The following is a 25,738-nucleotide window of genomic DNA, read 5'->3' on the forward strand; positions in this document are numbered from 1 at the left end:
GGTGCGTTCCTACTGTGCCAGCTCGCGTACCACCACGGTGGCATAGGCCCCGGCCGGCAATTCGAACGACAGCTCCAGCGCATCGTGGCCCAGCCAGCGCCACTTCAGATCCTTGGGCAGCAGACGCAAGGGACGACGTTCCTGATCCATGCGCGCCGCAGCCACGCCTTTGGCCAGATCACTGAAGACAGCGCCAATCTCGCGCTCCAGCACACCGGCTTCGCCCTGCGTCGGTGGCTCACCCTGCCCCCACAACGGACCGGAGGGATGGATGTCCGCACGCGCCAATCGTTCGGCCAGCACCTCGGTAAATGGTTCCGGCCCGAACCACGAACGTGAACCGGCCAGCGACCAGATCTCGCCATCCAGCGGCTTGTCCCACGCATCGCGCTCGACCCGCACTGCCAGCACGCTGTTGAAGATCTGCGAACGTGCGGCCGACAGCAGGAACGAACGCTTGTCGCGCTCGACCCGACGCCCGGCAAACATCGCCCGCGCCTGCGCCACGTTGCCGCCTTCGCGACCGAAGCGCTGCTCGCCGTAGTAGTTCGGCACACCGCGCGCGGATATCTGCCGCAGCACTTGCTCGGCCGCATCACGGTCGCCCTGCACTCCGCGCAGAACCAGCACGAAGCGGTTGCCACGCAACGCGCCGCGCTTCAGCTTGCGCGAATGCCGTGTCGCCGCCAGTACCTTTACGTCTGCATGTGGAAACGCCGACCAGTCCGGATCGGGCTTGCCAGCCAGCTGCACCGAGAACGTCTGCCGGCTGACCGCATGGCGATCCTTCAGCCCGGCATAACCGACTGCGACCTGCGATACGCCGGCAAACTTCGCCAGCTCGCGTGCTACCCAGTCGGTGTTCGCACCGCGCTTCTCCACCCACAACAGCGCGTGCTCGCCTTGGCCATCGGCGTCGTAGCCAAGAATCTCATCAACCTGGAAATCCTCCGGCGAGGCGCGCAGCTGGCCGCGCAGTGGCGGGCCACCGTGGGCGAATGGCAAGGTCAACGAATCAGGCATGCGGCATATTCCGGCTGAGCGAACCATCGCCAGTGCTGGTGGTAATCGGATAACGAAGGATGTTCCAGCCCGGAACCCACGTATTCTTGCCTAGTCGTTGACCGAAAGCACCATGATCGGGTCGGCGATCTTCTCTGGAGCGATTTCCTGATCCAGCGGCAGCACAGCCGTACCGATCGCGAAGAATTCGATCACATGGGTTTGCCAGCCGTGGCTGCCCTCATGGATGTCCACGCCAACCACACCTTCCGCCTTCGCCGCTGAGGCTTCGTGCTGCATGCGTTCGATGGCGATTTCGCGCGCCTCGTACATCGCCGAGGTGAAGTTCTCCAACTCGACGTTCTGTCCGGTCGAGCCCATCGCGGCAAACATGCCGCGGTGAGCGACGTGATACACGCACGAACCCATCACCATCTCCACCGGCCGGTAGCCTGAATGCAGCAGTGACCAGAAATCCTGCCCGGAGAGATCGGAGGTGAACGGGCCGCCGTCGTGAGCACGGAATCCCTTGTGGCCATCGCCATGCACCACGCCGGTGCCGATGGCGATGAATTCGAGCAGATTTTCATCCCACTCGAGCCGCTTGATGGTCAGCTTGACGCCGACGATGCCATCCGCGTTCATCGCCTGCGCCTCGGCGCGCATGCGTGCCATCGCCAGTTCACGGGCGTGATACATCGCCTTCGACAGTACCTGCAGCTCCTCGTTCTTCTTCCAGCTGCCGTACTGGATGCCGACGTGATAGACGCAGGTGCCAACGCACAAGCCGATCGGCTCGAAGCCGGCCTTGCGCACTAGCAGGAACTCATTGACGCTGAAATCCGAGGTGAACACGCCAGTCGAATGGGCGGACGAACGCAGACCCTTCAAGCGCTCTTGCGCGTAGGCTGGAATTTGGCTGGACATATTCAGATCGCTCCCTCTTCATCATTGGAATAATAGGCTTGGTGATGGCGCGTCGTGCCGGTGAGCGGTGTCTTCCCCGCGTGGATATCGACGACCATCTTGAACTCCTGCGCCGACACCGTATCGCCGGAACGGCCATGGTCACGTACATACCCTTGCGAGCCCTGCGTGCGCGGCACATCGACCACGGTGGCAACGACAATGTGCCTGCCCAGATATTGTGTGGGTTGCTTGTCGACCTCGCGCTCAAACATCTGGCTGAAATTGATGTGTGCCAGCACGCCATTGCCCTGGCTCGCGGCATGCTTGCGCAATTCCGCATGCGCTCGTTGACGTACTGTTTCCCACAGCTGGCTCAACGGCCGCGATTCGACATTGCCCATCCAGGTCATCTTCGCGCCGTTGCGCCAGTCGGTCATCCATTCGTAATGCGCACCGATCGCGATGCCGGTCGGTACGATGTCGGCGGCGAGCAGCTTGACGAATTCCAGCGCCGGCACCGTGGCGATGATCGGCTGGTCGCTGGGCGGCAGGCCGTCGACCTTGACCGCCGTGCCTACCAGGGTGAAATCCATGCTGTCCTTAACAGCAAGCGCGATGCTGCGCATTTTCACGTCGACCACGGCATTTGCGCCGCACGCGCGCGCTTCCGCACGCAGACGCTGCAGCGCCGCCTCCCAACCTTGCGCATGGCCCTGCGTCCACGACCAGCCGTAATGCAGCCAGCACGTTGCTGAGATCGCCGCGATCGGTTTCAAACCGTGCGAGCGTGCGATCAACAGCTCTGCCGGCGTCAACGTGGCAAGCCACGGCTGCTTGCCGGTGCGTGCTTGCTCGAGGCGAGTGGCGATGTCCGAAGGAACACGACCGCCACGCAGCGATTGCTGGATATCTGCCTGCCGCTGTACCGAGGCTTCTTTCGCTGCCCGGGTTTCCGGATCACTGCCTTGCTTGAGCCAATCGAAAAGCCCCATCCTGTTTTCTCCTAGCCCGTTTTCCCTAGCTGGCCATGAAGGCCGACAGCGACTGCGCCAGCCGCTTCGCATGTTCCGATGCCTTCTGCGTTTCAGCCGACAGCGTGGCGAACCATTCAGCGGGATCGATCGTCTTCGTGCTGATTGCGATGTCGCGCACGACCATCGCGATACTCGCCTTGAGCCGACCGTTGACCAGTTCGAGCATGTAGCGGTTCTGCTCCATCTCGACCGAAACGCCGGTGGTCTTCGTCGCACGCGAAAACAAGCCCTTGTGTTTCTGGATCGTCACCCGTTCCGGCATTGCTTCGTGCAGCCGCAGCGCGAAGGCGTGCAGGTTGCTTTCCGCGTCCGACTGAAAGCGCCGCAGCCATGCCGCCTGCGTATCGAATCCGTCCACTCGTACCCCCTATCGCTCAATGCAGAGCGGTTTGCTCAAATGCTCGCAGACTCACGCCCTGCATACCCTTGACCAGTCGATTGCGCACTTCGGCCAGCTTGGCCTCGCGCTCGCGGTCACCGGCTGCAACCTCCCGCTCGATGTCGAGCACCTCGTGCATGGTGCGCACAGTTTCATCCGCTACCTGAGCCAGCACATCGATATTCCGCTGATCTCCGCCAAGGCTGCGGGCCGCCGTGGTCGCTGCATCGTGCGCTCCCTTGGACGCGAGCAGCGTGATCTGCCGGCTCGCCTCGTCCAGCTTTTCCGATTCATCGGCCACATTGCGCAATTGCACCTGCACCACCGCCTGCGAGGCCACCGCCATCAGACGTGGAATGACCACCAGCATGCCGTTGGACACCTTCATCATGCGTGTCTCGGCCGCTTTGCGGTTCTGCCCGATGATCGGGATCAGCATCGCCGAACCGACCAAGCTTTCGCGCATTTCGGCCACCTTGCCACGGAAATTCGCCAGCGCACCGCGAAATTCCAGCACATCGGCCGCATCACCCGGGTCGCCCGTCTGCATTGCATGCTGACGCAATACCTCGACTTCGTCTTCGCCACGGTCCAGTGCGATCTGACCGGCAGCAATTTCGATCTTAAGCTGGTGCAAGCTGCCACGAATGGCCTGGGCCTGCTGATCGAGCAGCTCGATGGTGACGCCGAGATCAGCCTTGGTCTTGCGCGCCTTGGCCTGCTCGGTATCCATCAGATCGAGGAACTGTTTGCGATTTTCCTGGAAACCCTTGAATGCTGTGTGCGCATCGGCCACCGCACCCAGCAGCTTGCCGAACAAGCCTGAGCGCGCCGTTGTCTTGCCGCCGGCTTCGGCCTGCAAATCCTGAATGCGCAGGATCTTCACGCCATCGATTACCGCCGCAGCAATCCGTCCGACCTCGCCAGCATCGCCCATGCGCACGCCCGTCAGCAGTTGGCGCGATGCGTCGCTGATGCCAGCCAGCACATCGTCACCATGCTGCAGCAGCGAGTTGGTCTTGCGGAAATCGATGCGCTGCGCCGACTGGTTCGCAGCGGCGAGCTCGTCCGGATTCAGGTTGGCGATCTCGACCAGCCGCTCCAGACGCGGCTGCGCGACCAAGCGCGGATCGTCCGCGGCGGCCATTGTTTTATCGGTGTCTGTCGACAGCGACGTGGACGCCGAGGGCATGGGTGCCGGTGTCGCCGGTCCCAAATCATCTATCGTCGACAGATCAAGCGGCTTGTTCTCAGGCGTAACCGGCATGGCGTGTGGCCTCCGTGGCAATACAAACGGCAGTTGACATTCGACCAGACCCAAACCGGTCGCTATCACGACCCTACGAGGTCATCGGGTTGGCATCGAATCTTACTCATGATCGACTTCGGCGCCAGCTACGTTATATCAGCAGCACCACGGCATAGGCCGCAATACCTTCGCCGCGACCTGTGAAGCCGAGCTTCTCACTGGTGGTGGCCTTGATGCTGACCTGCCCGATATCGCAGTGCAGATCGGCAGCCAGGTTTTCGCGTATTGCCTGTGCATGCGGACCGACCTTTGGAAGCTCGCACACCACAGTGACATCCAGATTGCCGAGCGTGCAGCCGTGCTGCGCCATCAGCATTGCCGCATGGCGCAGGAACTGGCGGCTGTCGGCGTGGCGCCAGCGTTCGTCGCTGGGCGGGAAATGGGTGCCGATATCACCCAGCGCCAGCGCACCGAAGATCGCGTCGCACAACGCGTGGATCACCACGTCACCGTCCGAATGCGCAACCACCCCACGATGATGTGGCACACGCACGCCGCCGAGCGTGACATGATCGCCCTCACCAAACGCGTGCACGTCGAAACCCTGACCTATGCGCATCATGCTGTCCTCGCAAGCAGGAACTCGGCCAGCGCGAAATCCGCCGCCGTGGTCACCTTGATATTGTCCTCGGCACCTTCGACCAGCAGCGGCGCGAAGCCAGCCTGCTCCATCGCCATCGCCTCGTCGCCGGGATTCACCCCGCGCCGCGCCGCGTCACGCAACGCCGCGGAGAGCGGGCCGCGACGGAACATCTGCGGCGTGAAGGCGCGCCAGCGCTGGTCGCGCGGCTCGGTCAATCCGCTGCGACCAGTGGTATCCGCGCGCTTCAATGTATCGCGCAATGGCGCACCCAGCAGACCGCCATCCACTGTGCTGGCCAGTCCGATCAACTTGCTTATATCGGCCAGCCGCACACAGGGCCTTGCGGCATCGTGGACCAGTACAAAATCATCCGCGCCCACGCTATCCGGCAACGCATTCAACCCGGCCAGGACCGAGTCACTGCGCTCGGCACCACCGACTGCCGTGAGTATCGGCTTGCCATGGAGTGTGGTCATGCCGGACCAATGCACATCCGTCGCCCCCAGCGTCACCAGCAGGCCGGCAATCTGCGGATGTGTGGCAAGCCGCTCCAGCGTGTGCTCGATCAGCGGACGTCCGCCGAGCGGCAGATATTGCTTGGGACAATCGCCACCAACCCGGGTGCCGCGCCCGGCCGCCGGCACCACACACCACAGCAGCGGCGCGCTCATGGCGAACCGGTGGACGATGTCGCCGGTGACGGTGACGCGCTACCGGCGTTGGCCGGTGGCTCGACCACCTGATAGAACGTCTCGCCTGGCTTGATCAGCCCCAGTTCGGTGCGCGCACGCGCCTCGACAGCCTGATCGCCGTGCTTGAGATCAAGCACATCGGCACCGACGGCCTGATTACGCTGCAGCAGCTTGGCATTGTCATCCGTCTGTTTCTTCACCGCCACGCGCAGGCTGTCCACTTCATGCATGCTGCCGCTGCCAGACCACAGCTTCAACTGCAGTCCGATCAGGATCAGGATCAGAACCAGGGCAATCCAGCGCAACATGGGGTGGCGATCTTCCCGTTCAGCCCGGCAAACGGGTCAGGTTGGGGAACGCACCGCGACCGGCATAACGCGCGGCAGCACCGAGCTGCTCCTCGATGCGCAGCAGCTGGTTGTACTTGGCCACGCGGTCGCTGCGGCACAGCGAGCCGGTCTTGATCTGGGTCGCCGTGGTGGCCACGGCGATATCGGCGATGGTGGTGTCCTCGGTCTCACCGGAACGATGCGAGATCACCGCGGAATACTTCGCCGCATCGGCCATCGCAATCGCTTCCAGCGTCTCGGACAACGTGCCGATCTGGTTCACCTTGATCAGGATCGAGTTGGCAATGTGCTTCTCGATGCCTTCGCGGAAGATCGCCGGATTGGTCACGAACAAGTCGTCGCCGACGATCTGGATGCGATCGCCGATGGTGTCGGTCAACAGCTTCCAGCCGTCCCAGTCACCTTCGGCCATGCCGTCCTCGATGCTGACGATCGGGTACTGCTTCGCCCAGCCCGCCAGCAGGTCGACAAATTCGGCCGAGCTGTACTGCTTGCCTTCGCCGGCCAGGTCGTACTTGCCGTTCTTGTAGAACTCCGAGCTGGCCGCATCCAGGCCGAGCAGTATCTCGCCGCCGATCTTGTAGCCGGTCTTGTGGATCGCTTCGAGGATGGTGTCCAGCGCTTCAATGTTGGAGCGCAGATTGGGCGCAAAACCACCTTCATCGCCCACCGAGGTGCTCAGGCCACGACCTTTCAGCACGCTCTTCAGGGCGTGGAAGATCTCGGCGCCGGCGCGCAACGCCTCGCCAAAGCTTGGCATGCCCACGGGCAACACCATGAATTCCTGTACGTCGATATTGTTGTCGGCGTGCTCGCCACCATTGATGATGTTCATCATCGGCACCGGCAACGCACCGGGCTTGCCGTTCGACAGGTAGTTCCACAGCGGCTCGTCGCGCGACGCGGCCACCGCATGTGCCGCCGCCATCGATACACCCAGCAGCGCATTCGCGCCAAGCTTGCTCTTGTTCGGCGTGCCATCCAGCGCGATGAGCTTCGCGTCCAGACCCTTCTGGTCGGCCGCATCGAAGCCCTTCAGCGTTTCGGCGATCACACCGTTGACGTTCGCCACCGCGTTCTTCACGCCCTTGCCGCCATAACGCGTCTTGTCGCCGTCACGCAGTTCGACTGCCTCGCGCGAACCGGTGGAGGCACCGCTCGGCACCGCAGCCCGACCGAAGCTGCCGCCGGCCAAGGTGACTTCGGCTTCCAGCGTGGGATTGCCGCGCGAGTCGAGGATTTCACGGGCGTGGATGCGGGTGATCAGAGTGCTCATGCGGTGTCCGTTTGCGTTCGTAGTGATGATAGTGAAAGAGCGCATCGCTGCGCCCGGCAGGTCAGGAAACGGTCTGCTCCAGGAAGCCATGCCGCTTGGTCACGGCATCCAGCTCCATCAGGGTTTCCAACAGCGCTTCCATCTTGCCCAGCGGCCATGCATTCGGGCCATCGCTGAGTGCCTTGCTCGGATCCGGATGCGTCTCGGCAAACAGGCCGGCCACGCCGACTGCGATCGCCGCGCGCGCCAGCACCGGCACGAATTCGCGCTGACCGCCCGAGGTGGCACCCTGGCCACCTGGCAATTGCACCGAATGGGTGGCGTCGAACACCACCGGGCAGTTCGTATCGCGCATCACGCTCAGCGAGCGCATGTCCGAAACGAGGTTGTTGTAGCCGAAGCTGGCACCGCGCTCGCACACCATGATCTCGTCGTTGCCGACGGCCTTGGCCTTGGCCACCACGTGCTTCATGTCCCACGGCGCCAGGAACTGGCCCTTCTTGATGTTCACCGGTTTGCCGGCGCGTGCCACCTTCTGGATGAAATCGGTCTGCCGGCACAGGAAGGCCGGCGTCTGCAGCACGTCGACCACCGAGGCGACCTCATCCATCGGGGTGTATTCGTGCACGTCGGTGAGCAGCGGCACGCCGATCTGGCGCTTCACTTCGGCAAGGATGCGCAAACCCTCTTCCATCCCCGGTCCGCGAAAGCTGTCACCGGAGGAACGGTTCGCCTTGTCGAAACTGGACTTGAAGATGAAGTTCACGCCGAGCCGGCCGGTGATTTCCTTCAGCGTGCCGGCGGTATCCAGTTGCAGTTGCTCGGACTCGACCACGCACGGGCCGGCGATCAGGAACAGCGGCCGGTTCAGCCCGATCTCGAAACCGCACAGCTTCATGCGATCGACTCCTGTGCCAGCCGTTCACCCTCGCGCACCGCCTTGAACTCGCGCGCCGCACGGACGAAACCGATGAACAACGGATGGCCATCGCGCGGTGTCGAGGTGAATTCAGGATGCGCCTGGCAGGCGAGGAACCACGGGTGCTGCTGCTGTGGCAGCTCGACCATCTCCACCAGCAGGTCATCCATCGACTTGCCGGAGATCACCAGCCCCTTGTCTTCGAACGGCTGGCGATAACGGTTGTTGAACTCGTAGCGATGACGATGGCGTTCGCGCACCACATCCTGGCCATACAGCTCGCGTGCCAGCGTGCCAGCCTTCAGGCGACATTCCTGCGAACCCAGGCGCATGGTGCCGCCCAGGTCGGAGCGGTCGCTGCGCTGCTCGACGTCGCCGGCTGCAGTAGTCCACTCGGTGATCAGCGCGATCACCGGATCCGGCGTGTTGCGGTCGTTCTCGCTGGAGTCGGCCTCGGTGAGACCGGCCACGTGGCGGGCGAAGTCGATCACCGCGGCATGCATGCCGTAGCAGATGCCGAAGTACGGCACGCCATGCTCGCGCGCATATTTCGCAGCGAGGATCTTGCCCTCGAAACCGCGCTTGCCGAAGCCGCCTGGCACCAGGATCGCGTCGGCCTTGCCGAGCACCTTGGCAGCGCCCTCGGCCTCGACCTGTTCGGAATCGACCCAGTCCAGGTTCACCCGCGTCTGCTGCTTGATGCCGCCGTGGCGCAACGCCTCGCCCAACGACTTGTAGGCATCCTTGTGCTCGACATACTTGCCGACGATGGCGACGGTGACCTCACCCTTCGGGTGCTCAACGGCATCGACCGTGCGCTGCCATGCGGACAGGTCCGCCGGCTTCGCATCGAGGCCGAGCTTCTTCACCACGATGTCGTCCAGCCCTTGCTGATGCAGCCACAGCGGTTGCTTGTAGATGATGTCCACGTCGGCGGCGCTGATCACCGCGTTCTCCGGCACGTTGGTGAACAGCGCGATCTTGCGGCGCTCGCCCTCGGGCAGCGGCTGCTCGCAGCGGCACAGCAGGATGTCCGGCTGGATACCGATCGAGCGAAGCTCCTTCACCGAGTGCTGGGTCGGCTTGGTCTTGATCTCGCCGGCGGCCTTGATATACGGCACCAGGGTAAGGTGCATGAACACCACCTTCTCCGGACCGTGCTCGATCCGCAGCTGGCGGATCGCCTCCAGGAACGGCAGCGACTCGATGTCGCCCACGGTGCCGCCGATCTCCACCAGCGCCACGTCGAAACCGCGGGTGGCCTCGTGGATGCAGTGCTTGATCTCGTCGGTGATGTGCGGGATCACCTGCACGGTGGCGCCCAGGTAATCGCCACGACGCTCCTTGCGGATCACTGCGTCGTAGATCTTGCCGGTGGTGATCGAATTCTTGCCGGTCAGGCGGGTGTGCACGAAACGCTCGTAGTGACCGAGGTCGAGGTCGGTCTCCGCGCCGTCGTCGGTCACGTAGACCTCACCGTGCTGGAAGGGACTCATGGTGCCCGGATCCACATTGATATAGGGATCGAGCTTCATCATGGTGACCGAGAGTCCGCGCGCTTCGAGAATGGAAGCGAGCGACGCCGCAGCAATGCCCTTGCCAAGCGAGGACACCACACCGCCGGTGACGAAAATCAGGGGGGTCATGGAAAGCAGCCGTGCTGGAAATTAGGCATTTTAGCTGCAGAAGCGTCCCGCTGCGAGATGGCAGTGGATATTTCATCGTTTTGGTTCATGTCCACGGCCGCCACGGCGGATGAAACAGCGCTTGGTCGCCTGCTAGCATGACCGGATGAACTCGCCCATCCCCGCCCGTCTAGCCGCCCTGCGCGCGGCCATGCAGCAGCACGGCGTCGCTGCCGTACTTGTCCCCAGCGCCGATCCGCACCTGTCCGAGTACCTGCCCGAGCACTGGCAGGCACGGGCGTGGCTGTCCGGCTTCACCGGCTCGGCCGGCACCCTGGTCGTCACCCATGACCACGCCGGGCTGTGGACCGATTCGCGCTACTTCTCGCAGGCCGAGCAGCAACTGGCCGGCAGCGGCATCACCCTGATGAAGTTGCGTGTGTCGCACGCCGCCGAGCATCTGGAATGGCTGCAGCAGCATCTGCGCGACGACGAAGTACTGGCGGTGGCCGGCGACAGTGTGGCTCTGACCACCCAGCGACAGATCGAGCGCCGACTGGCCGAGACCGGCGCCACCCTGCGCACCGACCTGGATCTGCCCGGCGCGGTCTGGCCCGATCGCCCCGCCCTGCCGCAGGCGCCCGTGATCGAGCACGACCCGATCTATGCCTGCATTCCACGCGGCGACAAATTCACTCGCCTGCGCAACGCGATGCGCAGGCACGGCGCCACCCATCACCTGCTGTCCAGCCTCGACGACATCGCCTGGCTGACCAACCTGCGCGGCAGCGACGTGGAGTGCAATCCGGTATTCCTCGCCCATCTGCTGGTGCAGCCTGGTGGCCGCGCCACCCTGTTCGTCAACCGCGCCAAGCTCAGCGATGCCCTGGTTGCCGCACTGGCCGCCGATGGCATCGGGATCGCCGACTACGCATCGATCAGCTCAGCCCTGAACGAGTTGGGCACACCCGACAACCTGCTGCTGGACAGCGGTCGGGTGGTCAGTGCGATCGCCGCGGCGATTGCACCAGCCGTCACGCGAATCGAGGCGGCCAACCCGAGCACCGCATTCAAGGCGGTCAAGAGCTCGGCCGAACTCGAGCACATCCGCGACGTGATGCGCCGTGACGGTGCCGCCCTGGCGCGCGGCTTTCGCCGGCTGGAACAGCGCCTCGCTGCCGGCATGACGGTAACCGAACTGGATGTCGACACCCTGCTGCACGAAGAACGCTCGGCCCAGCCGGGCTGGGTCGGCGAAAGCTTCGCCACCATCGCCGGCTACCAGGCCAACGGCGCACTGCCGCATTATCGTGCCACCCCGGAGTCGCACAGCACACTGCAGACCGAGGGTCTGTTGCTGATCGATTCCGGTGGCCAGTATCTCGGTGGCACCACCGACATCACTCGCGTAATGGCACTCGGCGAGACCACGCCGGAACAGCGACGCGACGCGACGCTGGTGATGAAAGGCATGATCGCGCTCTCGCGTGCCCGTTTCCCGAAAGGTGCCAGCGGCCCGCAACTGGATGCACTGGCGCGCGCGCCACTATGGGCCAGCGGCATGGATTACGGCCACGGCACCGGCCATGGCGTGGGTTATTTCCTGAATGTGCACGAAGGTCCGCACGGCATCCGGCCACCGGTCGCCGGGGGTGCCTTGGTGGCGCTGGAACCGGGCATGATCAGCTCGATCGAGCCAGGGCTGTACAAGCCAGGTCGTCACGGCATCCGTCATGAGAATCTGGTCGTGGTGATCGAAGCCGATCGCACCGAGTTCGGCGAGTTCAACGCGTTCGAGACACTGACCATGTGCCCGTTCGACCGCCGTGCCCTCGAACCGGGCTTGCTGAACCCGGAAGAGCGCGCCTGGCTGGACGACTACCACGCCAACGTGCGCGCGGCGCTCAGTCCGCTGCTCGACGACGCCGACCTGGAATGGCTGAACCGGCACTGCGCGCCGTTGTAGGCGACAGCAACGACGGCGCTCAGCTGCGCTTGGGCGGTACCAGCCTGAGCTTGCTGACCGGAAGCTGCGGCTGATTCGGACATAGCAGGTGCAGGATCTCGTCCGCCTTCAGCGGATACGAATACAGGTAACCCTGCCCTTCGGCGCAGCCGGCGCGCAGCAGGAAATCATGCTGCGCCTCGGTTTCGATACCTTCCGCAATCGTGATCAGGCCAAGGCTCTTGGACATCGCCAGCATCGCCTCGGCAATCGCTGCATCATTGACGTTCCCGGGCAAACCGGTGACGAAGGAGCGGTCGATCTTCAGATAGGCCACCGCCGGCAGCTTGAGATAGGCCATCGACGAATAGCCCGTACCGAAATCGTCGACGGCCACGTCGATGCCAAGCCCATGCAGGGTACGCATGGTGCGCTCGGTATCGTCGCCCAGCCGCAACATCGCGCTCTCGGTGATTTCCAGCAGCAGGCGCTTTGGTGACAGTTGGCGCGACTGCAGCGTGCGGCTGACGCCATCGACGAAGGCCGGGTGACCGAACCAGCGCGCCGAGATATTCACCGCTACGCGGATCGGCGGCATGCCGGCCAGATCCCAGACCTGGATCTGCGCGCATACCGCCTGCATCACCCATTCGTCGATGCGACGGATCATGCCCAGGCTTTCCGCCACCGGGATGAACTCGCCGGGCAGCACCTCGCCACGCTCCGGATGTTGCCAGCGCAACAGCGCTTCCACTGCCACGATGCGCCCGGTGCGCAATTCGATACTGGGCTGGTAGAGCAGATGGAATTCGTTGCGTGACAGCGCCTGCCGCAACTCGCTGGCCAGCTGCAGGCGCCGGCGGGTATCGGCGTGCATCATCGGGGTGTAGAAGCGGAAGGTGTTGCGCTCTTCGGTCTTCGCCGTATACATCGCGGCATCGGCGTTGGCGATCAGCGTTGCCGAATCGATACCGTCCAGCGGATAGCCGGCCACGCCGATACTGGCACTGAGGACAACCTCGTAATCATCAACGATCAGCGGCTCGGACAGCGTCGCCAGCAACCGGTTGACGATCGCCCGCGCATCCTCGCGCAGACTGAGCCGGTTGATCAGCACGGTGAACTCGTCGCCGCCGATGCGTCCGACCACATCGCTCTCGGACAACTGCCGGCTTATGCGATCGGCGACCTTGACCAGCAGGCGGTCGCCTATCGCATGGCTGTAGCTGTCGTTGACGATCTTGAATGCGTCCAGATCGATGAACAGCACGACGACTGCCAGCCGCTCGCGCTCGGCGATCGCGATCGCGTCGCTGCAACGTCGCTCGAACTCTGCACGATTGACCAGCCCGGTCAGCGGATCGTGCCGTGCCAGATGCTCCAGCCGGTGCTGATGCAGCTTTGCCTCGTGGATATTGGTGAACACCGCGACGAAGTACAGCACCTGATTGTCCGTGTCGCGGATCGCGCTGATGCTGAGGTGTTCGGGATAGCTGCTGCCGTCGCTGCGTATGCTCTGCACTTCACCCAGCCAGTTGCGACCAGCGGCGATATCCTCCCAGATCGACTTCGGCAGGGGCTTGCCATCGGGCAAGCGGCGACTGTCGTCGAAACGTCTGCCTTGCAGCGCCTGGCAAGTGAAGCCGGTGATGTCCGTATGCGCCGCATTGGTCGAGATCACGCGGCGATCCGCGTCGGCGATGATCACGCCTTCGACAATGCTGGCCAGCGCCTCGGCGGCGACCCTGCGCTCCTGCTCGATCGCCACGCGCTCGGAAATATCGCGGATGATCGCCTGGCGTACCGGCAGGTCGCCCCAGGTGGCGAGACTCGTCTGCGTCTCCACCGGGCGCTTGATCCCGCCCAGTCCAAGCAGTGCGTTGGTGGCTGCGCGACCGGCTTGCTGCCCCGAGATCGACTGCACGAACAAATGGACGAAGCGGTCACCGATCAGCTCATTGGCATCACGCCCGGTCCATGTCGATACCGTACGGTTGACGTCGAGTATTCGACCGGTCGTTTCATCAACCATCACGATCGCATCGGCCGCGCTGTCGAACAGCAGCCGGTAGCGCTCCTCGGTACCGCGTACGCTGGCCAGGATGCGACGCGCCATTCTCAGCCACAGCAACATCGCGATGCATGCCGCCCCCAATACACTGCCGAACAGGATCTCACTGACCCAGGATGCGCCACGCGCGATCTCGACCGAGAAAATATTGGTGCGCGGCCCGATGTAACTGTTGAGCGTATAAATTCGATCGCGCTGGCGAGTCAGTTCGACATTCGACAAGCCAGTGCCCGCGTGGGCAGCCTGTACTTGCCGTGCAATGTCAGCTAGCTCGGCAATCGCGTCGTCCGTCGAGTACCACGCCCGCAGTGCCTCGTTGATATGCGGCGCAGCAGGAAAATGATCGAGTATGAAAATCATCCCGGGTATGGCTGCGGGTATCACGCTGCCACGCTTGAATGCCTGCACCACTTTTTCATGGTCAAAGCTGCCTGACGCAATGGCATCCCGTGCCCAGCGATCGGAATCAAGGATGACGTAATTGCGCCGGAAACTGGCGAGATCGGCAGCTTCGCCGCTGACCGCATAAGCATCGAGATCGATCACCGACTGCTTCTGGGCCTTGGACCAGAGACTCTCGCCGTTCAAGAACCCGGCGAGAGTGATCTGAACCTGCAGGGCTCCCCAGGTCAATGCCAGGATCAGCCCCACCATCGCCACCAACGCATACACCAGTGGCATCAGGCGTCGTGACAGCGGTCGTTGCAGCGTGGTTTGCGCGTTACGCATCGTACCTCTTTCCATCATGGCCAATACGTTGAGGATGCATGCCCGCAAACTTGCCCTGACCGCATCTGTCAGGCGGCAACCTCGCTCAGCGCCTCCAGATAGCGACGCGCCTCGATGCAGCGATCCATGCTGATACGCATGCTGGTATAGCTTCGCTTGATGCAGTCACCGATGTGTGTCACTTCGTCGGCGGCCGGTGTCATGCCCATCAATGTACAGACTATCTCCAGAGCCTCCCAGGGATGGGTGTCGTCATAGGCTGCATGCAACTGCAGCCAGCGCAAACTGCCAACCCGGTCCTTTGCCGGAAAGCTTTCAGCATAGGTTTTACTCTCATAGACGCGTTGCGACCACTCTCCCGTAGCTCCTTCAACGGCATAGTTGGTGGCCGCGATGCTGGCTGCCAGGCTGCCTCCGGTGCAGATCTCCTCGCACCAGTCGGCAAGTGTCCCGGTACCGTGGGGCGCCCGGCCATGCAGAACCTCCTCGCGCGAGACACCTGCACCCTCGGCCCAGTTGAGCCAGTATTCGGCGTGGTTCTGTTCGACGCGGATGTTACGCACCAGCCAGCGTCGAGCAAGATTGTCGCCTGGACTGCGGCCAAAACGGGTCTTGAGCAGACTCAGCGCCATGTAGGCGGGAAACCGCTCGATCACAGGCCAGATGCCCACCATGAAATTGGTCGTGGACGCATGGCTGAGGGAGGCTTTCCTCATCATGTCCCACATCTCATGGCGCACCACGCTTTGCTTGGTGCTTTCGCAATCGGTCACCATGTCCTGGGCCCATTGTGGGTAGCTGGTCAGTTCGGTCAATGCACCGGTACGTTCAAAATGCGTGTTCATTTGATTTTCCTCGCGGTTGGACTTCATGTGGGTTACTGCCTTGCTTGACTGGCACGGGAGCCCCCTGTGCCCAGCCATCCCCCGGCATCGGGAGGTGATGCCGGAAATCCTGGATTTCGTGTTCCGTGCGTCGTGCCGCCTGGACTGGATGTCCGTACGATTCCCGGCGTCCGCATTTCGAAACCAACGGTGGTTCCATGGACGACCAGCGTAACGCCGCTCCGCCGGCCACGAGAGTGAAGGTCCTGCTTCACTGGGCTGCTGTCTGGATACCGTGCCGCATTCCGGGCAGCTGCATTCCAGCCATTGAACCGATCGTCGACAAGGCATCTCCGTCAACTGGGCAATAACCACCAGATTTCCAGGATGCCGGCCAACTCGGCGCCGCGTTCGCCACGCCCACTCGTCGCGCCATCTTCACGCGCCTCGGCAGTGGCCAAACCTCGGTCACGAGCTGGCGCAGACGTTCGACATCACAAAGAAACAGCCCGCCGTTGTCACGCCACGGCTACGGCGTCGAAGCACGGTTCGACAAACTCGATGCCATGTTGCAGTGAACAGCATCGCCGAATCCACTGTGAGACATGACAGGCAGCACGCAGCTGACCCTGCGCCACAGCGTGAGGGATCAGACTGGATTCCGAAGGTCGCCGCAGGCTGGCCTCTGCGTCTCAGCGAGCGGCAGCGGATACATCAAGTGGAGGGCTTGGGCGTGCCCGTTGCCAGCGTCAGTACTGCGTCGAGCGTGCTGTCACCCTCATTGCCGAACAAGGAATGTGATTCCTCGGTGTGCCGCGACATCACCACCAGACGCGTTCCGACGGTACGCAACTCGTAACTGGACGTGCTGCCCAACTCGATTCCGATCAGCATCTTGCGCCCCTTGATCTCGACGGTTTCTTTCACTGCGACCGGCACGCCGTCGGCACCGAGCCAGACACTCAATTGCCCGCTGTAGTGCTTGATCGTCATCTGCTTGCTGGCCGATGGCGGCAATGGCACGTCGAACATCAGGACATGCGCAGGCTTGCCGTCATGCATCTCATCGCGCTGGCTGGAGAATGTGGCGCCGTCGAGCTTGTGCTGCAGCTCGGGTGCGAAGTCCAGCATCGGTTGCACGTTCACCGGACTGAGTTTTCCCAGCAGATCCGCGATCGGCGTGGGTGCATCCTTGTTTCTTGCATGTGCTGCAGCTTCCTGCGCGGAACGCTGCAGCAAGGCCGGTGAAAAGCCCATCTGCAGACCTTCCGCATCGCTCGTCACGCTGATCTGCACCTGCGCATGCGTGCTCTTAGCCGCGTCGTCGCTGTCATGCACCGTGCTGCTCACGCTCGCCATGGCGGCCAATGGCTGGTCGGCGCGCAGGCGCGTCAGCGTGCTGCGCAGATCGGGAACCGGATCGGCGTGTATCGCCGATGCCGCCAGCAAGCCCAGGGCAACCATCAACCACAGTGCAGCATGCTTCATGAAACCCTCCCTAGTCATGCGCGAACAAAAAGCCGACCACGGCCGGCACGATCTGGTTTCGTGCAACAGCAAACGGTCATGCGCGCCCCAGCGCACCGATATCCACCGTTTCCAGCACAGTCTTGGGCGCACCGCGACGAGCCACGGCCAACATCGCACGACCGACAATCTGCGTGCTCAAGACCCTATTCGGCATCAGCACGCGCAGCAGCGGCAGCAGAGGTCGTGCCAGCAGGTAGAACCAGCGATAGGAATCCGTCTTGGAACGGATGCCGTGCAACGGCTGGATGATGCCGGGACGGAGCACGTACACCGCCTCGAAAGGCAGGCGTTGCAACGCATTTTCGAGCCGTCCGCGCACTCGTGCCCACATCACCTTGCCTGCCTCGCTGCCATCCGCACCGGCACCGGAAACATAGACAAACGTCATCTGCGGGTTGAGTCGGGCCAGCGTCTGTGCAGCGGCCATGGTGAGCTCGTAAGTAAGCCGCGTGTACTGCGCTTCCGCCATGCCGGACGAGCTCACGCCGATGCAGAAGAAGCATGCATCGAAATTCACGAGATCCGCTTCGATGGCGCTGTAGTCGAACAGATCCGCATGCACCAGCTCGCGCAGCTTGGGATGCTGCTGGCCGGTCGCGGTGCGGCCGATCGTCTGCACCAGCGCCACGTCATCGGCAAGCAGAGATTCGCGCAACGCACCCTGGCCAACCATGCCGGTTGCGCCGAACAGCAAGACGTTCATGCTTCGATTCCTTGAGCCGCGCCTGGACAAGCCACAGGATAGATCGTAGCCGCGCGAACCGAGCCGTGCTCGTTGCAAAAAAACGCCCCGTCTGCTCTATCGACCTTGCAGTCGCCTGAATCCGTCCGCACTCCACGCCTCACTTCCAACACCATGATGGACGAAAAAGAGGCCGGCGGGGTCGTACTTGTGCTTCACCGCGGCAAGCTTCGGATAGTTCGTGCCCCAGAACGAGGTTTGCCAGTCGCGTTCGAAATAGTCGCTCTCCGAAACGTAGGAGCCCGCCGCAGGCGCCACACGCATCAACTCTTTCATCGCCATGCCGATACCCGCAGCATCGTCCCGGGCTGACGCCAGATCGGGCCCGGGGCCAGACATCCCGGGAAATGCGGGCGGACCTTCCGCCGCAATGATGGCCAGCGCGAAGGCATCCAGTACGGCCGGATTGGTCGCCGTATCTTTCGCGGCAGTGATTTCGCCCGCGGATGCACCCGCCAGCCCCTTGTTGAAATGGAAAGCCATCTGCCAATGACGCGTGCTCGCGAATACGGCGTCGACCAGTGCCGATTGCCGATCCTTGTGCAGCAGCGACGCGGGCATCCACGCTGATTTGTAGCCGTGCAGGAACTGTCCCACCTGGCCTTGATCACCTGCCCAAAGCACATGGTCCCTGGGTGCACCGGGTCGGTCGTCCGCGACCATGATGCCCGGTGCGTGCTGCCGGAAAAATTCGGCGTCCCAGAAATGCCTGGCCGGTATGGCCAGCACCTGGACCGGGCTGGCAAAGGAATATTCCTTGCGCGCATGCACCCAGTCGAGGAATGGTGCCCAGATCTTTTCCACCTGCGGCTGACTCAGGCCCTGGAACACCATGGAGATACGCAAGATGTTGTCGGTCCGGAAAACCATCTGCTCGCCCCAATGCGGATTGAACAAGTCGCTCTGATAGAAGCTGATCGCCTTGGCAATCAACGCCCGGTAAGCGTCATCCGATGCCGCCTTGATCGCTCCAAACACCCCGCCGAAGAATTCGGGCAATTCACGTGTGCGCAAGGTCAGCCGCGTGACCACACCCAGGCTGCTGCCGCCACCGCCCTTGATTCCCCAGAACAGGTCCGGGTTGGTGCAGGCATTGGCGATGCGCACCTTGCCATCGGCCGTGACGATCTCCGCTTCCAGCAATCCTGCCGCCGCCATACCGTAGTTTTTCGAGAAACTGCCAAAACCGCCGCTCTGGATCAGGCCGGCAACACCGACCGTGGTGCAGCCGCCGCCCTGCACGTAGCGTCCGCCGCGGGTCGTCACGGCGTCATAGGCGTCGATCCACATCGCGCCGGCACCCACCGTCACTGCAGGCTGTGGCGCCTGCCTGCCCGCGCAACCCTGGCCGACGAAAGCATCGTGCAAGCTGGCGTCATTCATGTGCCGCGTCCAGATCAGCAGAGAATCGGCCGAATCGGAGGTGCCCTGGTAACTGTGCCCGCCGCCCTTGACCACGAGGCGCAGGCGATGGTCGCGGGCGAAATTGACGGCGGCGACCACATCGGCCGTGCTTTCGGCGGCGACGGCATAGGCACTCGGCTGCGAGGTCCAGGCATCGACCCAGCCACTGGTCTGGGTCAGTGCTGGCTGGTCACCGATGTAATACGGATTTTTCAGGTGTTTGAGCGCCTCGCTGCAGCCTGCGCCAATGGGCGTCATGCCGCAGCCAGCGAACGGCGACTCCAGCTTGAGCAAGCGCCCACCCACATCCCGCTTCAGTTCATCCCAGCGGGCAACCGATGGCCACGCCGGGTCCCCCGGCCGCACGCGGGAACGCGAACCGGCAGCGATCACGGCCTGCCCGGCCCATGCCGGCGCGAACATCCGCGGCAACACGGCTGGCAGGAACGGAATCGCGATCGCGGCCTTCAACAAGTCTCTTCGGTTCACTGCGTTCTCCACGCTGTTGTCGCCAGTGCTCACTATCTGCCGCCCGAATCTCCCGATCCAGCCCCAGGTGACGGACGGAGCCTTGCCTGTGATCAAAGGTGGGCCCGTGGGACGAACAGCGGGAGAAAATGAACCTGAACGAGCGCAGCCGTGACAGTCGCGTGGTGAGGCCCTTGTCGCGCTTGCATCAGGCATGTCATGGAGCTTTCGCACACCGACAGTCCTGGGTGTCGGCAGTGGCCATGAGGCGATATCCAATCAAAAGAAGCCTCAGGCAGCCGAAGGTCATATATCGCGCGCAACACACATCGCCTATAAACGCTCGGCGCCCCCCACGCATCAGACCGACGTTATCCACCGGGAGTAGAAACCATGCGCAAAACCATCCTTGCCTTGCTGCTGACGACGCTGCCTCTCGCGGCTGGCGCAGCAGAGTGCCGCTACAGCGCGCCGCGCAATGCGGATCTTGACGCCGCCGGCTTGAACAGCCTGCTGCTCAAGCTCGGCTCCACCGACCTGGACATCCGGAGCGTCGCGGGCCTGACCAAGGTCGAAGTACGCGGTACCGCCTGCGCCTCCGATGCATCGTGGCTGAAGGACTTGCAGGTCACCAGCAATCGCGATGGCGATCACGCCACGGTGGACACGGAGCACGACCAGGGCCATATCAACATCAACCTGTTCGGTTCCAGCTACGCGTATCTGAAGTTGCAGGTCCGCGTACCAGCGTCGCTCGCCATCAACGTCGACAGCGGCTCCGGCGACGTCGATGCAAGCAACCTTGCGTCGCTGAATCTTGATTCCGGCTCGGGCGATCTGCTCGCCGACCATATCGCCGGAGCATTGACCTTGAAACTCGGCTCGGCCGATGTGAAAGCGCAGCATGTCGGCAGCGTCAACCTGCATGAGACAGGCTCAGGCGACGTGCACGTCGACGATGTCCACGGTGACGTCCAGGCAGATCACGCCGGCTCCGGTGATCTTGTCTTCAGCAATGTGAGCGGCAGCGTCAACGTCGGCGCAACCGGCTCCGGCGACGTCACGCTCAACAACATCAGCCATGACGCGAAAGTCGGCAGCACTGGCTCCGGCGACGTCAACGCCGATGGCGTCGGCGGCAATTTCAGCGTGGGCGCCAGCGGCAGCGGCGACATCCACCATCAAAACGTCAAGGGCACCGTCAGCGTGCCGAAGAGTGACGATGACTAGGTCGCGACATGGAGCCGTAGCGACTTTGAAATGTCCGCTTCGACACCAAGCGGACATTATCGATCCGTAACGAAGCAATCCTGGACCGGCGCAGTTTCATCGCTAGGCAGCTCGAAGCAACGTTCTCGGCATCCCGCCCGAATTCGACAGTGGCAATCATCTGCATCCAAATGATGCCGACCATGGGGCAATCGCTGCGGCGATGGATATGCACATGTTGACCAAAAGCAACCGAGCAGCCGAGAGACACTTGACCTGGTGAGCGAACTGCTTGGTCCCTGCCAGCCTGCAGCAAAGTCGGAGTATCGATGCCTCTGCATCGACACTCCGTCCTTCAATGAGCTCAGTGGCCGCCGTCGCGGCGTGCATCCGAGTCGGGCGTGAACGACACGCCACGCAGCACTTCCGCGAACGCCGCCGAACGCAGCGTCACGAACCTCTCCTGTGATGCCCCCGATGCACTGGTGTTTTTCAGGTTGTCGCGGATTGCCACCAGCCGGTTCGGGTCGGCACCGACATCGCCGTTGCCGCTGATGGTCGAGGTCAACGCCCAGATCGTGACGCGGCCATCCGCATCGACGCGACCCGTGAGATTGCGCAAGCCATCGGCGGCTGGCGACCACGGCAGATTGGTGGCCGGGTTGGTGCCGACCGGATAGTCATGCACCGTGTAAGGCTGGCCAAGATCCAGGGCGGCCTGCAGGGTATAGGCCAGCGTCCAGCTCTTGGTGGTGGCGTTGAACACCCACTTCTGCAGACCTGCCGTGGTCTGTGCCGCGGCATGCGCATACAGATCGGCTCCACCGGTATAACCGTCGCCTTCATCGGCCACGTACAGTGTGTTCGCATCCGCGAACCACACCCCGAACGGGTAGGTCAATGACGTCGCCGTCTTCACCGGTGTCGACGGAAAACCGGCCAGCACGCACATGTTGTTGGGCAGGCCGGTGCTCTGCAGCGTGGCCGCATCGTAGGCAAGCGGCGCGCTGGGCAATGCCGCGCCAGCCACCGGCACGCCAACACCGTTCGGGCATGCGGTACCCGTCGTGTCGACGAAATAGACCGTATTCACGCCATTGCTGCCGCTGCCCTTGGTGTAATAGACCACGTTGTCGAATACGGTCATGCCGCGGAAATTGTCGTCCTTGCCGATCTTGTCGGCCTTCTTGCCCAGCTCGGTGACGGAGAAGCTGGCCAGCGGCGCGCCGGCACCCGGGTCTTGCTGCACCTCCGGCACCTGTGTCGATGTGATGAACTGTGCGCCTGCACCAAGGATGATGCCATCCGGCTGCGGATTGCTGCCATTGCCGGCATTGCCGCTGGTGTAGAACACATTCGCACCGTGGCGGTCATCCAGGATCGCCGCACGGCCGTTGTTGCCGCTGTACGCGTTGGTCTCGGTGAAGTTGAAATGACCGTCACGGTCGACCGCAGCCACCGCACGATAAAAATTCTGCCCTACAGGATTGGTCGGGTCGACGGCACCGGGCGTATTCGAATTCGACACGTCAATCGCATTGACCGGTGCCACATAACCCATGAAGGTAAGGTATCTGCGATCCAGGGACAGATGCAGCGCGATCTCCGATTTCGAGCTGAAGCTGGTGACCAGTTCACCGGCCATCGCCGTCGGCAGCAGGCTGTTCGGCACCTCCAGCGAATTGACCAGCCCGCCATTCGGCGTGATCTGATCCAGATAGATCCGCGAGGTGATGCCGAAGTTGGCGTCATACAGCACGTCGTTCCACACGTACGGATAGGTGCCGTCATACGGCGCGCCGGTCGAGGCGCCGCAGCCACCGGTGGTAGCTGCGCAATTCACCGGCAGGATCATGCCGACCTGCACGTTGCTGGCCTTGTTGTCGTAGACGCTGCGGCTGACCACCAGATTGCCCGGCCAGAAATGAAAGTCGCGGTCGTGCGAAAAATCACCGGCATAAGCGGCGGCACTGGCCGCAAGGGCAGTCAGTGCCAGGACAGCTGCAACGCGCCTGCGGTTCGAACGGCTGGACAGGGTCTTCGTCATCGTGATCTCCGGGGTGGGTATGGGCACACCAAATACGTACGCAAAGCGGATCCACGGTATTGGGAGGAAATGACGGACTCTTGACAGTCCAGCACGGTGATACGTGCAACGTGATCACGTCTGCACTCGGAACCAGAGACGCCCGGAACGAAAGCGCAGCTGCATGTTTCACGGAAACACGCTGCCGGCGGATCTACCAGGCCATGGACAGATGCGCCATGCTCAAGCGAGATTGCATGAATGCAATGTCGTGCGAAGTTGGCTTGGCTCTCTTCGATGCATGCGGGATAGTACGGTTTGCATGGAATGGCCGTCGGCAGATGACGATGGCATGGCCGATATGACTTCCGCGATCGTTGTGTTTGACTGCCTGCACCTCGTTCGCAAAATCCTGACACTGGAAAACCGATGTTGGTACGCAACGCAAAAAACCTGTTTCGTCCAGTACGCTCCACAAAGCGCCCCGACCATGCGTGGCCCTTGCTGTCGATGGCCGCACTGCTTGCACTTGGCCTTGCCGCCACCGCGCAGGCGAGCACGCCTGACGAAGCGCGCTGGCAGCACGAGGCGCAGGCGGTCACGATCACCCGCGACGACTGGGGCATTGCGCACGTCCACGGCAAGACCGACGCCGATGCGGTGTTCGGCATGGCCTATGCGCAGGCCGAGGACGACTTCAATCGCGTCGAGACCAACTACCTCAACGCGATGGGCCGGCTCGCCGAAGCCGAAGGTGAATCCGCGATCTGGCAGGACTTGCGGATGAAGCTGTTCATCGACCCGGCCACGCTGAAAACGCTTTATGCCAAAAGCCCGACCTGGCTGCAGGCGCTGATGAACAGCTGGGCCGACGGGCTGAACTACTACCTCGCCATGCACCCCGACGTGCATCCGCGCGTCATCCGCCACTTCGAACCATGGATGGCACTGAGTTTCAGCGAGGGCAGCATCGGTGGCGATATCGAACGCGTGTCGCTCAACCAGCTCGAAGCTTTCTACGGCCACGATCCGGTGACGGCACTGGCACGGGTGGAACCGCCGTCAAGCTGGGCGGAGCCGACCGGATCGAACGGCATCGCCATCGCACCCAGACTCACCGCCAACGGTCATGCGTTGCTGCTGATCAATCCGCATACCTCGTTCTTCTTCCGTTCCGAGCTGCAGATGACCAGCGACGCCGGGCTGGATGTCTATGGCGCAGTCACCTGGGGACAGTTCTTCATCTACCAGGGCTTCAACCACCACATCGGCTGGATGCATACCTCCACCGGACTGGATGCGGTCGACGAGTTCGCCGAGACAATCGTGCACAAGGACGGCAAGCTGTTCTATCGCTACGGCAAGGAACGGCGACCGGTCACCACGCGCACGATCAGCGTGCCCTACCGTGCTGCCGACGGCTCGATGGCCGAGCGCAGCTTCACCGTCTACGCGACGCATCACGGCCCGATCGTGCGGGCGAAAGATGGCAAGTGGATTGCGATCGCACTGATGAACAAGCCGATGGAAGCGCTCGAGCAAAGCTGGCTGCGTACCAGGGCCAGCGACTATGCCAGCTACATGAAGGTCGCCGAGCTCAAGGCCAATTCCTCGAACAACACCATCTTCGCCGACGACAAGGGCGAGATCGCCTATCTGCATCCGCAGTTCATCCCGAAGCGCGATGATCGCTTCGATTACGCCAAACCGGTCGACGGCAGCGATCCGGCCACCGACTGGAAGGACCTGCTGCCACTCGATGCCGCACCCCACCTGCTCAATCCGCCGAACGGCTGGATCTTCAACACCAATGACTGGCCGTATTCCGCCGCCGGGCCGTATAGCCCGAAGCGCGCGGATTACCCGCGTTACATGGACCGCGCCGGCGAGAATCCGCGCGGCATCCACGCCACCCGCGTGCTGAGCGGCCAGCAGGGTTTCACCCTGTCGTCGCTGATCACCGCTGCGTTCGACTCCTACCTGCCGGCATTCGCGCGGCAGATCCCGATCCTCGTCGCCGATTACGACGCGCTTCCGGCGAACGATCCGCTCCGGCCCAGGCTGGCTGGCCAGATCGCACTGCTGCGCAACTGGGATTACCGCTGGGGCATCGCCTCGATGCCGACCTCGCTCGCGGTGTTCTGGGGCGACATCTTGTGGGACAAGGTCGACAAGGCCGACACCGCCGAAGGTTTGTCGATCTACGACTACATGGCCGAAAAGGCGGGGCCACAGGCACGCCTGGGCGCGCTGGTCGAAGCATCCGACCGACTGGAGAAGGATTTCGGCAGCTGGGGGGTGCCGTGGGGCGAGATCAATCGCTACCAGCGCATCAACGGCGCCATCGTGCAGCCGTTCGACGATGCCAGGCCCAGCATCCCGGTGCCGTTCACCTCGTCGCGCTGGGGCTCGCTCGCGTCTTTTGGTGCTCACCGGTGGCCGGGCACCAGGCGCTACTACGGCACCAGCGGCAACAGCTTCGTCGCCGTGGTCGAGTTCGGCGACAAGGTGCGCGCCCGTGCCATCACCGCCGGTGGCGAAAGCGGCCATCCCGATTCGCCGCACTTCAACGACGAAGCCGAACGCTATACCACCGGCAACCTGCGCACGGTCTATTTCTGGCCCGAGCAGCTCAAGGGGCATATCGAACGCGTGTATCACCCCGGTTCGTGAGCTTGCGTTGTTCATCTGGATCGTGCGGTAACGGGCGCT

At 62.8% G+C, this 25,738-nt stretch carries 20 protein-coding genes; 3 read left to right on the plus strand and 17 right to left on the minus strand.

What is annotated here, in order from left to right:
- Positions 1-9: 9 nt before the first annotated feature.
- From truD to B0E51_RS17215, 11 genes are all read right to left on the minus strand, one after another.
- Entirely contained in the window at positions 10-1,023 is a 1,014-nt protein-coding gene (gene truD / locus B0E51_RS17165) for a tRNA pseudouridine(13) synthase TruD (protein ID WP_077446107.1), read from the minus strand.
- A 90-nt stretch (positions 1,024-1,113) separates the two neighbouring features.
- Complete coding sequence (locus tag B0E51_RS17170; RefSeq protein ID WP_077446108.1) at positions 1,114-1,929, minus strand: heavy metal-binding domain-containing protein; 816 nt, start codon at positions 1,927-1,929, stop codon at positions 1,114-1,116.
- Between the two features lie 2 nt (positions 1,930-1,931).
- A complete protein-coding gene (locus tag B0E51_RS17175) occupies positions 1,932-2,903 on the minus strand; it encodes a heavy metal-binding domain-containing protein (RefSeq protein ID WP_168172670.1) in 972 nt (323 codons plus the stop codon).
- Positions 2,904-2,928: 25 nt separating this feature from the next.
- Positions 2,929-3,303, minus strand: a complete 375-nt coding sequence (locus tag B0E51_RS17180) for a hypothetical protein (RefSeq protein WP_077446110.1) — start codon at positions 3,301-3,303, stop codon at positions 2,929-2,931.
- A 16-nt stretch (positions 3,304-3,319) separates the two neighbouring features.
- A complete protein-coding gene (locus B0E51_RS17185; protein ID WP_077446111.1) occupies positions 3,320-4,591 on the minus strand; it encodes a toxic anion resistance protein in 1,272 nt (423 codons plus the stop codon).
- A gap of 133 nt (positions 4,592-4,724) precedes the next feature.
- Positions 4,725-5,192: a 2-C-methyl-D-erythritol 2,4-cyclodiphosphate synthase gene (ispF, locus tag B0E51_RS17190; RefSeq protein ID WP_077446190.1), complete on the minus strand. Its 468-nt coding sequence runs from the start codon at positions 5,190-5,192 to the stop codon at positions 4,725-4,727.
- A complete protein-coding gene (gene ispD, locus B0E51_RS17195; protein WP_077446112.1) occupies positions 5,192-5,887 on the minus strand; it encodes a 2-C-methyl-D-erythritol 4-phosphate cytidylyltransferase in 696 nt (231 codons plus the stop codon). Before ispD ends, ispF begins: the two co-directional genes overlap by 1 nt.
- Positions 5,884-6,216 (minus strand): cell division protein FtsB, encoded by a 333-nt coding sequence (gene ftsB, locus B0E51_RS17200; protein WP_077446113.1) that lies wholly within the window; start codon positions 6,214-6,216, stop codon positions 5,884-5,886. Before ftsB ends, ispD begins: the two co-directional genes overlap by 4 nt.
- A 19-nt stretch (positions 6,217-6,235) precedes the next feature.
- Entirely contained in the window at positions 6,236-7,534 is a 1,299-nt protein-coding gene (eno, locus tag B0E51_RS17205; protein WP_077446114.1) for a phosphopyruvate hydratase, read from the minus strand.
- 61 nt (positions 7,535-7,595) lie between these two features.
- The gene (kdsA, locus tag B0E51_RS17210; RefSeq protein WP_077446115.1) at positions 7,596-8,432 is read right to left on the minus strand and encodes a 3-deoxy-8-phosphooctulonate synthase; all 837 of its coding nucleotides are present in this window, start codon (positions 8,430-8,432) and stop codon (positions 7,596-7,598) included.
- Positions 8,429-10,099, minus strand: coding sequence for a CTP synthase (locus B0E51_RS17215; protein WP_077446116.1), 1,671 nt, complete (start codon positions 10,097-10,099; stop codon positions 8,429-8,431). The genes kdsA and B0E51_RS17215 overlap by 4 nt, the downstream gene beginning before the upstream one ends.
- A 145-nt stretch (positions 10,100-10,244) precedes the next feature.
- Between B0E51_RS17215 and B0E51_RS17220 the strand changes: the two genes are divergently transcribed.
- The gene (locus B0E51_RS17220) at positions 10,245-12,044 is read left to right on the plus strand and encodes an aminopeptidase P family protein (protein WP_077446117.1); all 1,800 of its coding nucleotides are present in this window, start codon (positions 10,245-10,247) and stop codon (positions 12,042-12,044) included.
- A gap of 19 nt (positions 12,045-12,063) precedes the next feature.
- On the opposite strand, the gene B0E51_RS17225 is transcribed toward B0E51_RS17220, so the two are convergent.
- From B0E51_RS17225 to B0E51_RS17245, 5 genes are all read right to left on the minus strand, one after another.
- The gene (locus B0E51_RS17225; protein ID WP_077446118.1) at positions 12,064-14,823 is read right to left on the minus strand and encodes an EAL domain-containing protein; all 2,760 of its coding nucleotides are present in this window, start codon (positions 14,821-14,823) and stop codon (positions 12,064-12,066) included.
- A 68-nt stretch (positions 14,824-14,891) separates the two neighbouring features.
- On the minus strand, positions 14,892-15,668 hold the full coding sequence (locus B0E51_RS17230; RefSeq protein WP_077446119.1) for an iron-containing redox enzyme family protein: 777 nt from the start codon (positions 15,666-15,668) through the stop codon (positions 14,892-14,894).
- A 693-nt stretch (positions 15,669-16,361) separates the two neighbouring features.
- On the minus strand, positions 16,362-17,135 hold the full coding sequence (locus B0E51_RS17235) for a hypothetical protein (RefSeq protein ID WP_077446120.1): 774 nt from the start codon (positions 17,133-17,135) through the stop codon (positions 16,362-16,364).
- Between the two features lie 76 nt (positions 17,136-17,211).
- Complete coding sequence (locus B0E51_RS17240) at positions 17,212-17,880, minus strand: NAD(P)H-binding protein (protein ID WP_077446121.1); 669 nt, start codon at positions 17,878-17,880, stop codon at positions 17,212-17,214.
- Between the two features lie 96 nt (positions 17,881-17,976).
- Complete coding sequence (locus tag B0E51_RS17245) at positions 17,977-19,812, minus strand: FAD-binding oxidoreductase (RefSeq protein WP_077446191.1); 1,836 nt, start codon at positions 19,810-19,812, stop codon at positions 17,977-17,979.
- A 372-nt stretch (positions 19,813-20,184) separates the two neighbouring features.
- Between B0E51_RS17245 and B0E51_RS17250 the strand changes: the two genes are divergently transcribed.
- Positions 20,185-21,021, plus strand: a complete 837-nt coding sequence (locus B0E51_RS17250; RefSeq protein WP_077446122.1) for a DUF4097 family beta strand repeat-containing protein — start codon at positions 20,185-20,187, stop codon at positions 21,019-21,021.
- Positions 21,022-21,364: 343 nt separating this feature from the next.
- Here B0E51_RS17250 and B0E51_RS17255 read toward each other — a convergent pair whose 3' ends face one another.
- Entirely contained in the window at positions 21,365-23,047 is a 1,683-nt protein-coding gene (locus B0E51_RS17255) for a hypothetical protein (protein ID WP_077446123.1), read from the minus strand.
- A 489-nt stretch (positions 23,048-23,536) separates the two neighbouring features.
- On the opposite strand from B0E51_RS17255, the gene B0E51_RS17260 reads away from it, so the two are divergent.
- Complete coding sequence (locus B0E51_RS17260; protein WP_254424567.1) at positions 23,537-25,699, plus strand: acylase; 2,163 nt, start codon at positions 23,537-23,539, stop codon at positions 25,697-25,699.
- Positions 25,700-25,738: the final 39 nt, after the last annotated feature.

Origin of the sequence: Rhodanobacter sp. C05, from assembly GCF_002001165.1 — a bacterium.
Classification (GTDB): Bacteria; Pseudomonadota; Gammaproteobacteria; order Xanthomonadales; family Rhodanobacteraceae; genus Rhodanobacter.

Coding starts and splice junctions, on each gene's coding strand:
- truD (WP_077446107.1), bottom strand. CDS start 1,023: ATGCCTGATTCGTTGACCTTGCCATTCGCCCACGGTGGCCCGCCACTG.
- B0E51_RS17170 (WP_077446108.1), bottom strand. CDS start 1,929: ATGTCCAGCCAAATTCCAGCCTACGCGCAAGAGCGCTTGAAGGGTCTG.
- B0E51_RS17175 (WP_168172670.1), bottom strand. CDS start 2,903: ATGGGGCTTTTCGATTGGCTCAAGCAAGGCAGTGATCCGGAAACCCGG.
- B0E51_RS17185 (WP_077446111.1), bottom strand. CDS start 4,591: ATGCCGGTTACGCCTGAGAACAAGCCGCTTGATCTGTCGACGATAGAT.
- ispF (WP_077446190.1), bottom strand. CDS start 5,192: ATGCGCATAGGTCAGGGTTTCGACGTGCACGCGTTTGGTGAGGGCGAT.
- ispD (WP_077446112.1), bottom strand. CDS start 5,887: ATGAGCGCGCCGCTGCTGTGGTGTGTGGTGCCGGCGGCCGGGCGCGGC.
- ftsB (WP_077446113.1), bottom strand. CDS start 6,216: ATGTTGCGCTGGATTGCCCTGGTTCTGATCCTGATCCTGATCGGACTG.
- eno (WP_077446114.1), bottom strand. CDS start 7,534: ATGAGCACTCTGATCACCCGCATCCACGCCCGTGAAATCCTCGACTCG.
- kdsA (WP_077446115.1), bottom strand. CDS start 8,432: ATGAAGCTGTGCGGTTTCGAGATCGGGCTGAACCGGCCGCTGTTCCTG.
- B0E51_RS17215 (WP_077446116.1), bottom strand. CDS start 10,099: ATGACCCCCCTGATTTTCGTCACCGGCGGTGTGGTGTCCTCGCTTGGC.
- B0E51_RS17220 (WP_077446117.1), top strand. CDS start 10,245: ATGAACTCGCCCATCCCCGCCCGTCTAGCCGCCCTGCGCGCGGCCATG.
- B0E51_RS17225 (WP_077446118.1), bottom strand. CDS start 14,823: ATGCGTAACGCGCAAACCACGCTGCAACGACCGCTGTCACGACGCCTG.
- B0E51_RS17230 (WP_077446119.1), bottom strand. CDS start 15,668: ATGAACACGCATTTTGAACGTACCGGTGCATTGACCGAACTGACCAGC.
- B0E51_RS17235 (WP_077446120.1), bottom strand. CDS start 17,135: ATGAAGCATGCTGCACTGTGGTTGATGGTTGCCCTGGGCTTGCTGGCG.
- B0E51_RS17240 (WP_077446121.1), bottom strand. CDS start 17,880: ATGAACGTCTTGCTGTTCGGCGCAACCGGCATGGTTGGCCAGGGTGCG.
- B0E51_RS17250 (WP_077446122.1), top strand. CDS start 20,185: ATGCGCAAAACCATCCTTGCCTTGCTGCTGACGACGCTGCCTCTCGCG.
- B0E51_RS17255 (WP_077446123.1), bottom strand. CDS start 23,047: ATGACGAAGACCCTGTCCAGCCGTTCGAACCGCAGGCGCGTTGCAGCT.
- B0E51_RS17260 (WP_254424567.1), top strand. CDS start 23,537: ATGGCCGCACTGCTTGCACTTGGCCTTGCCGCCACCGCGCAGGCGAGC.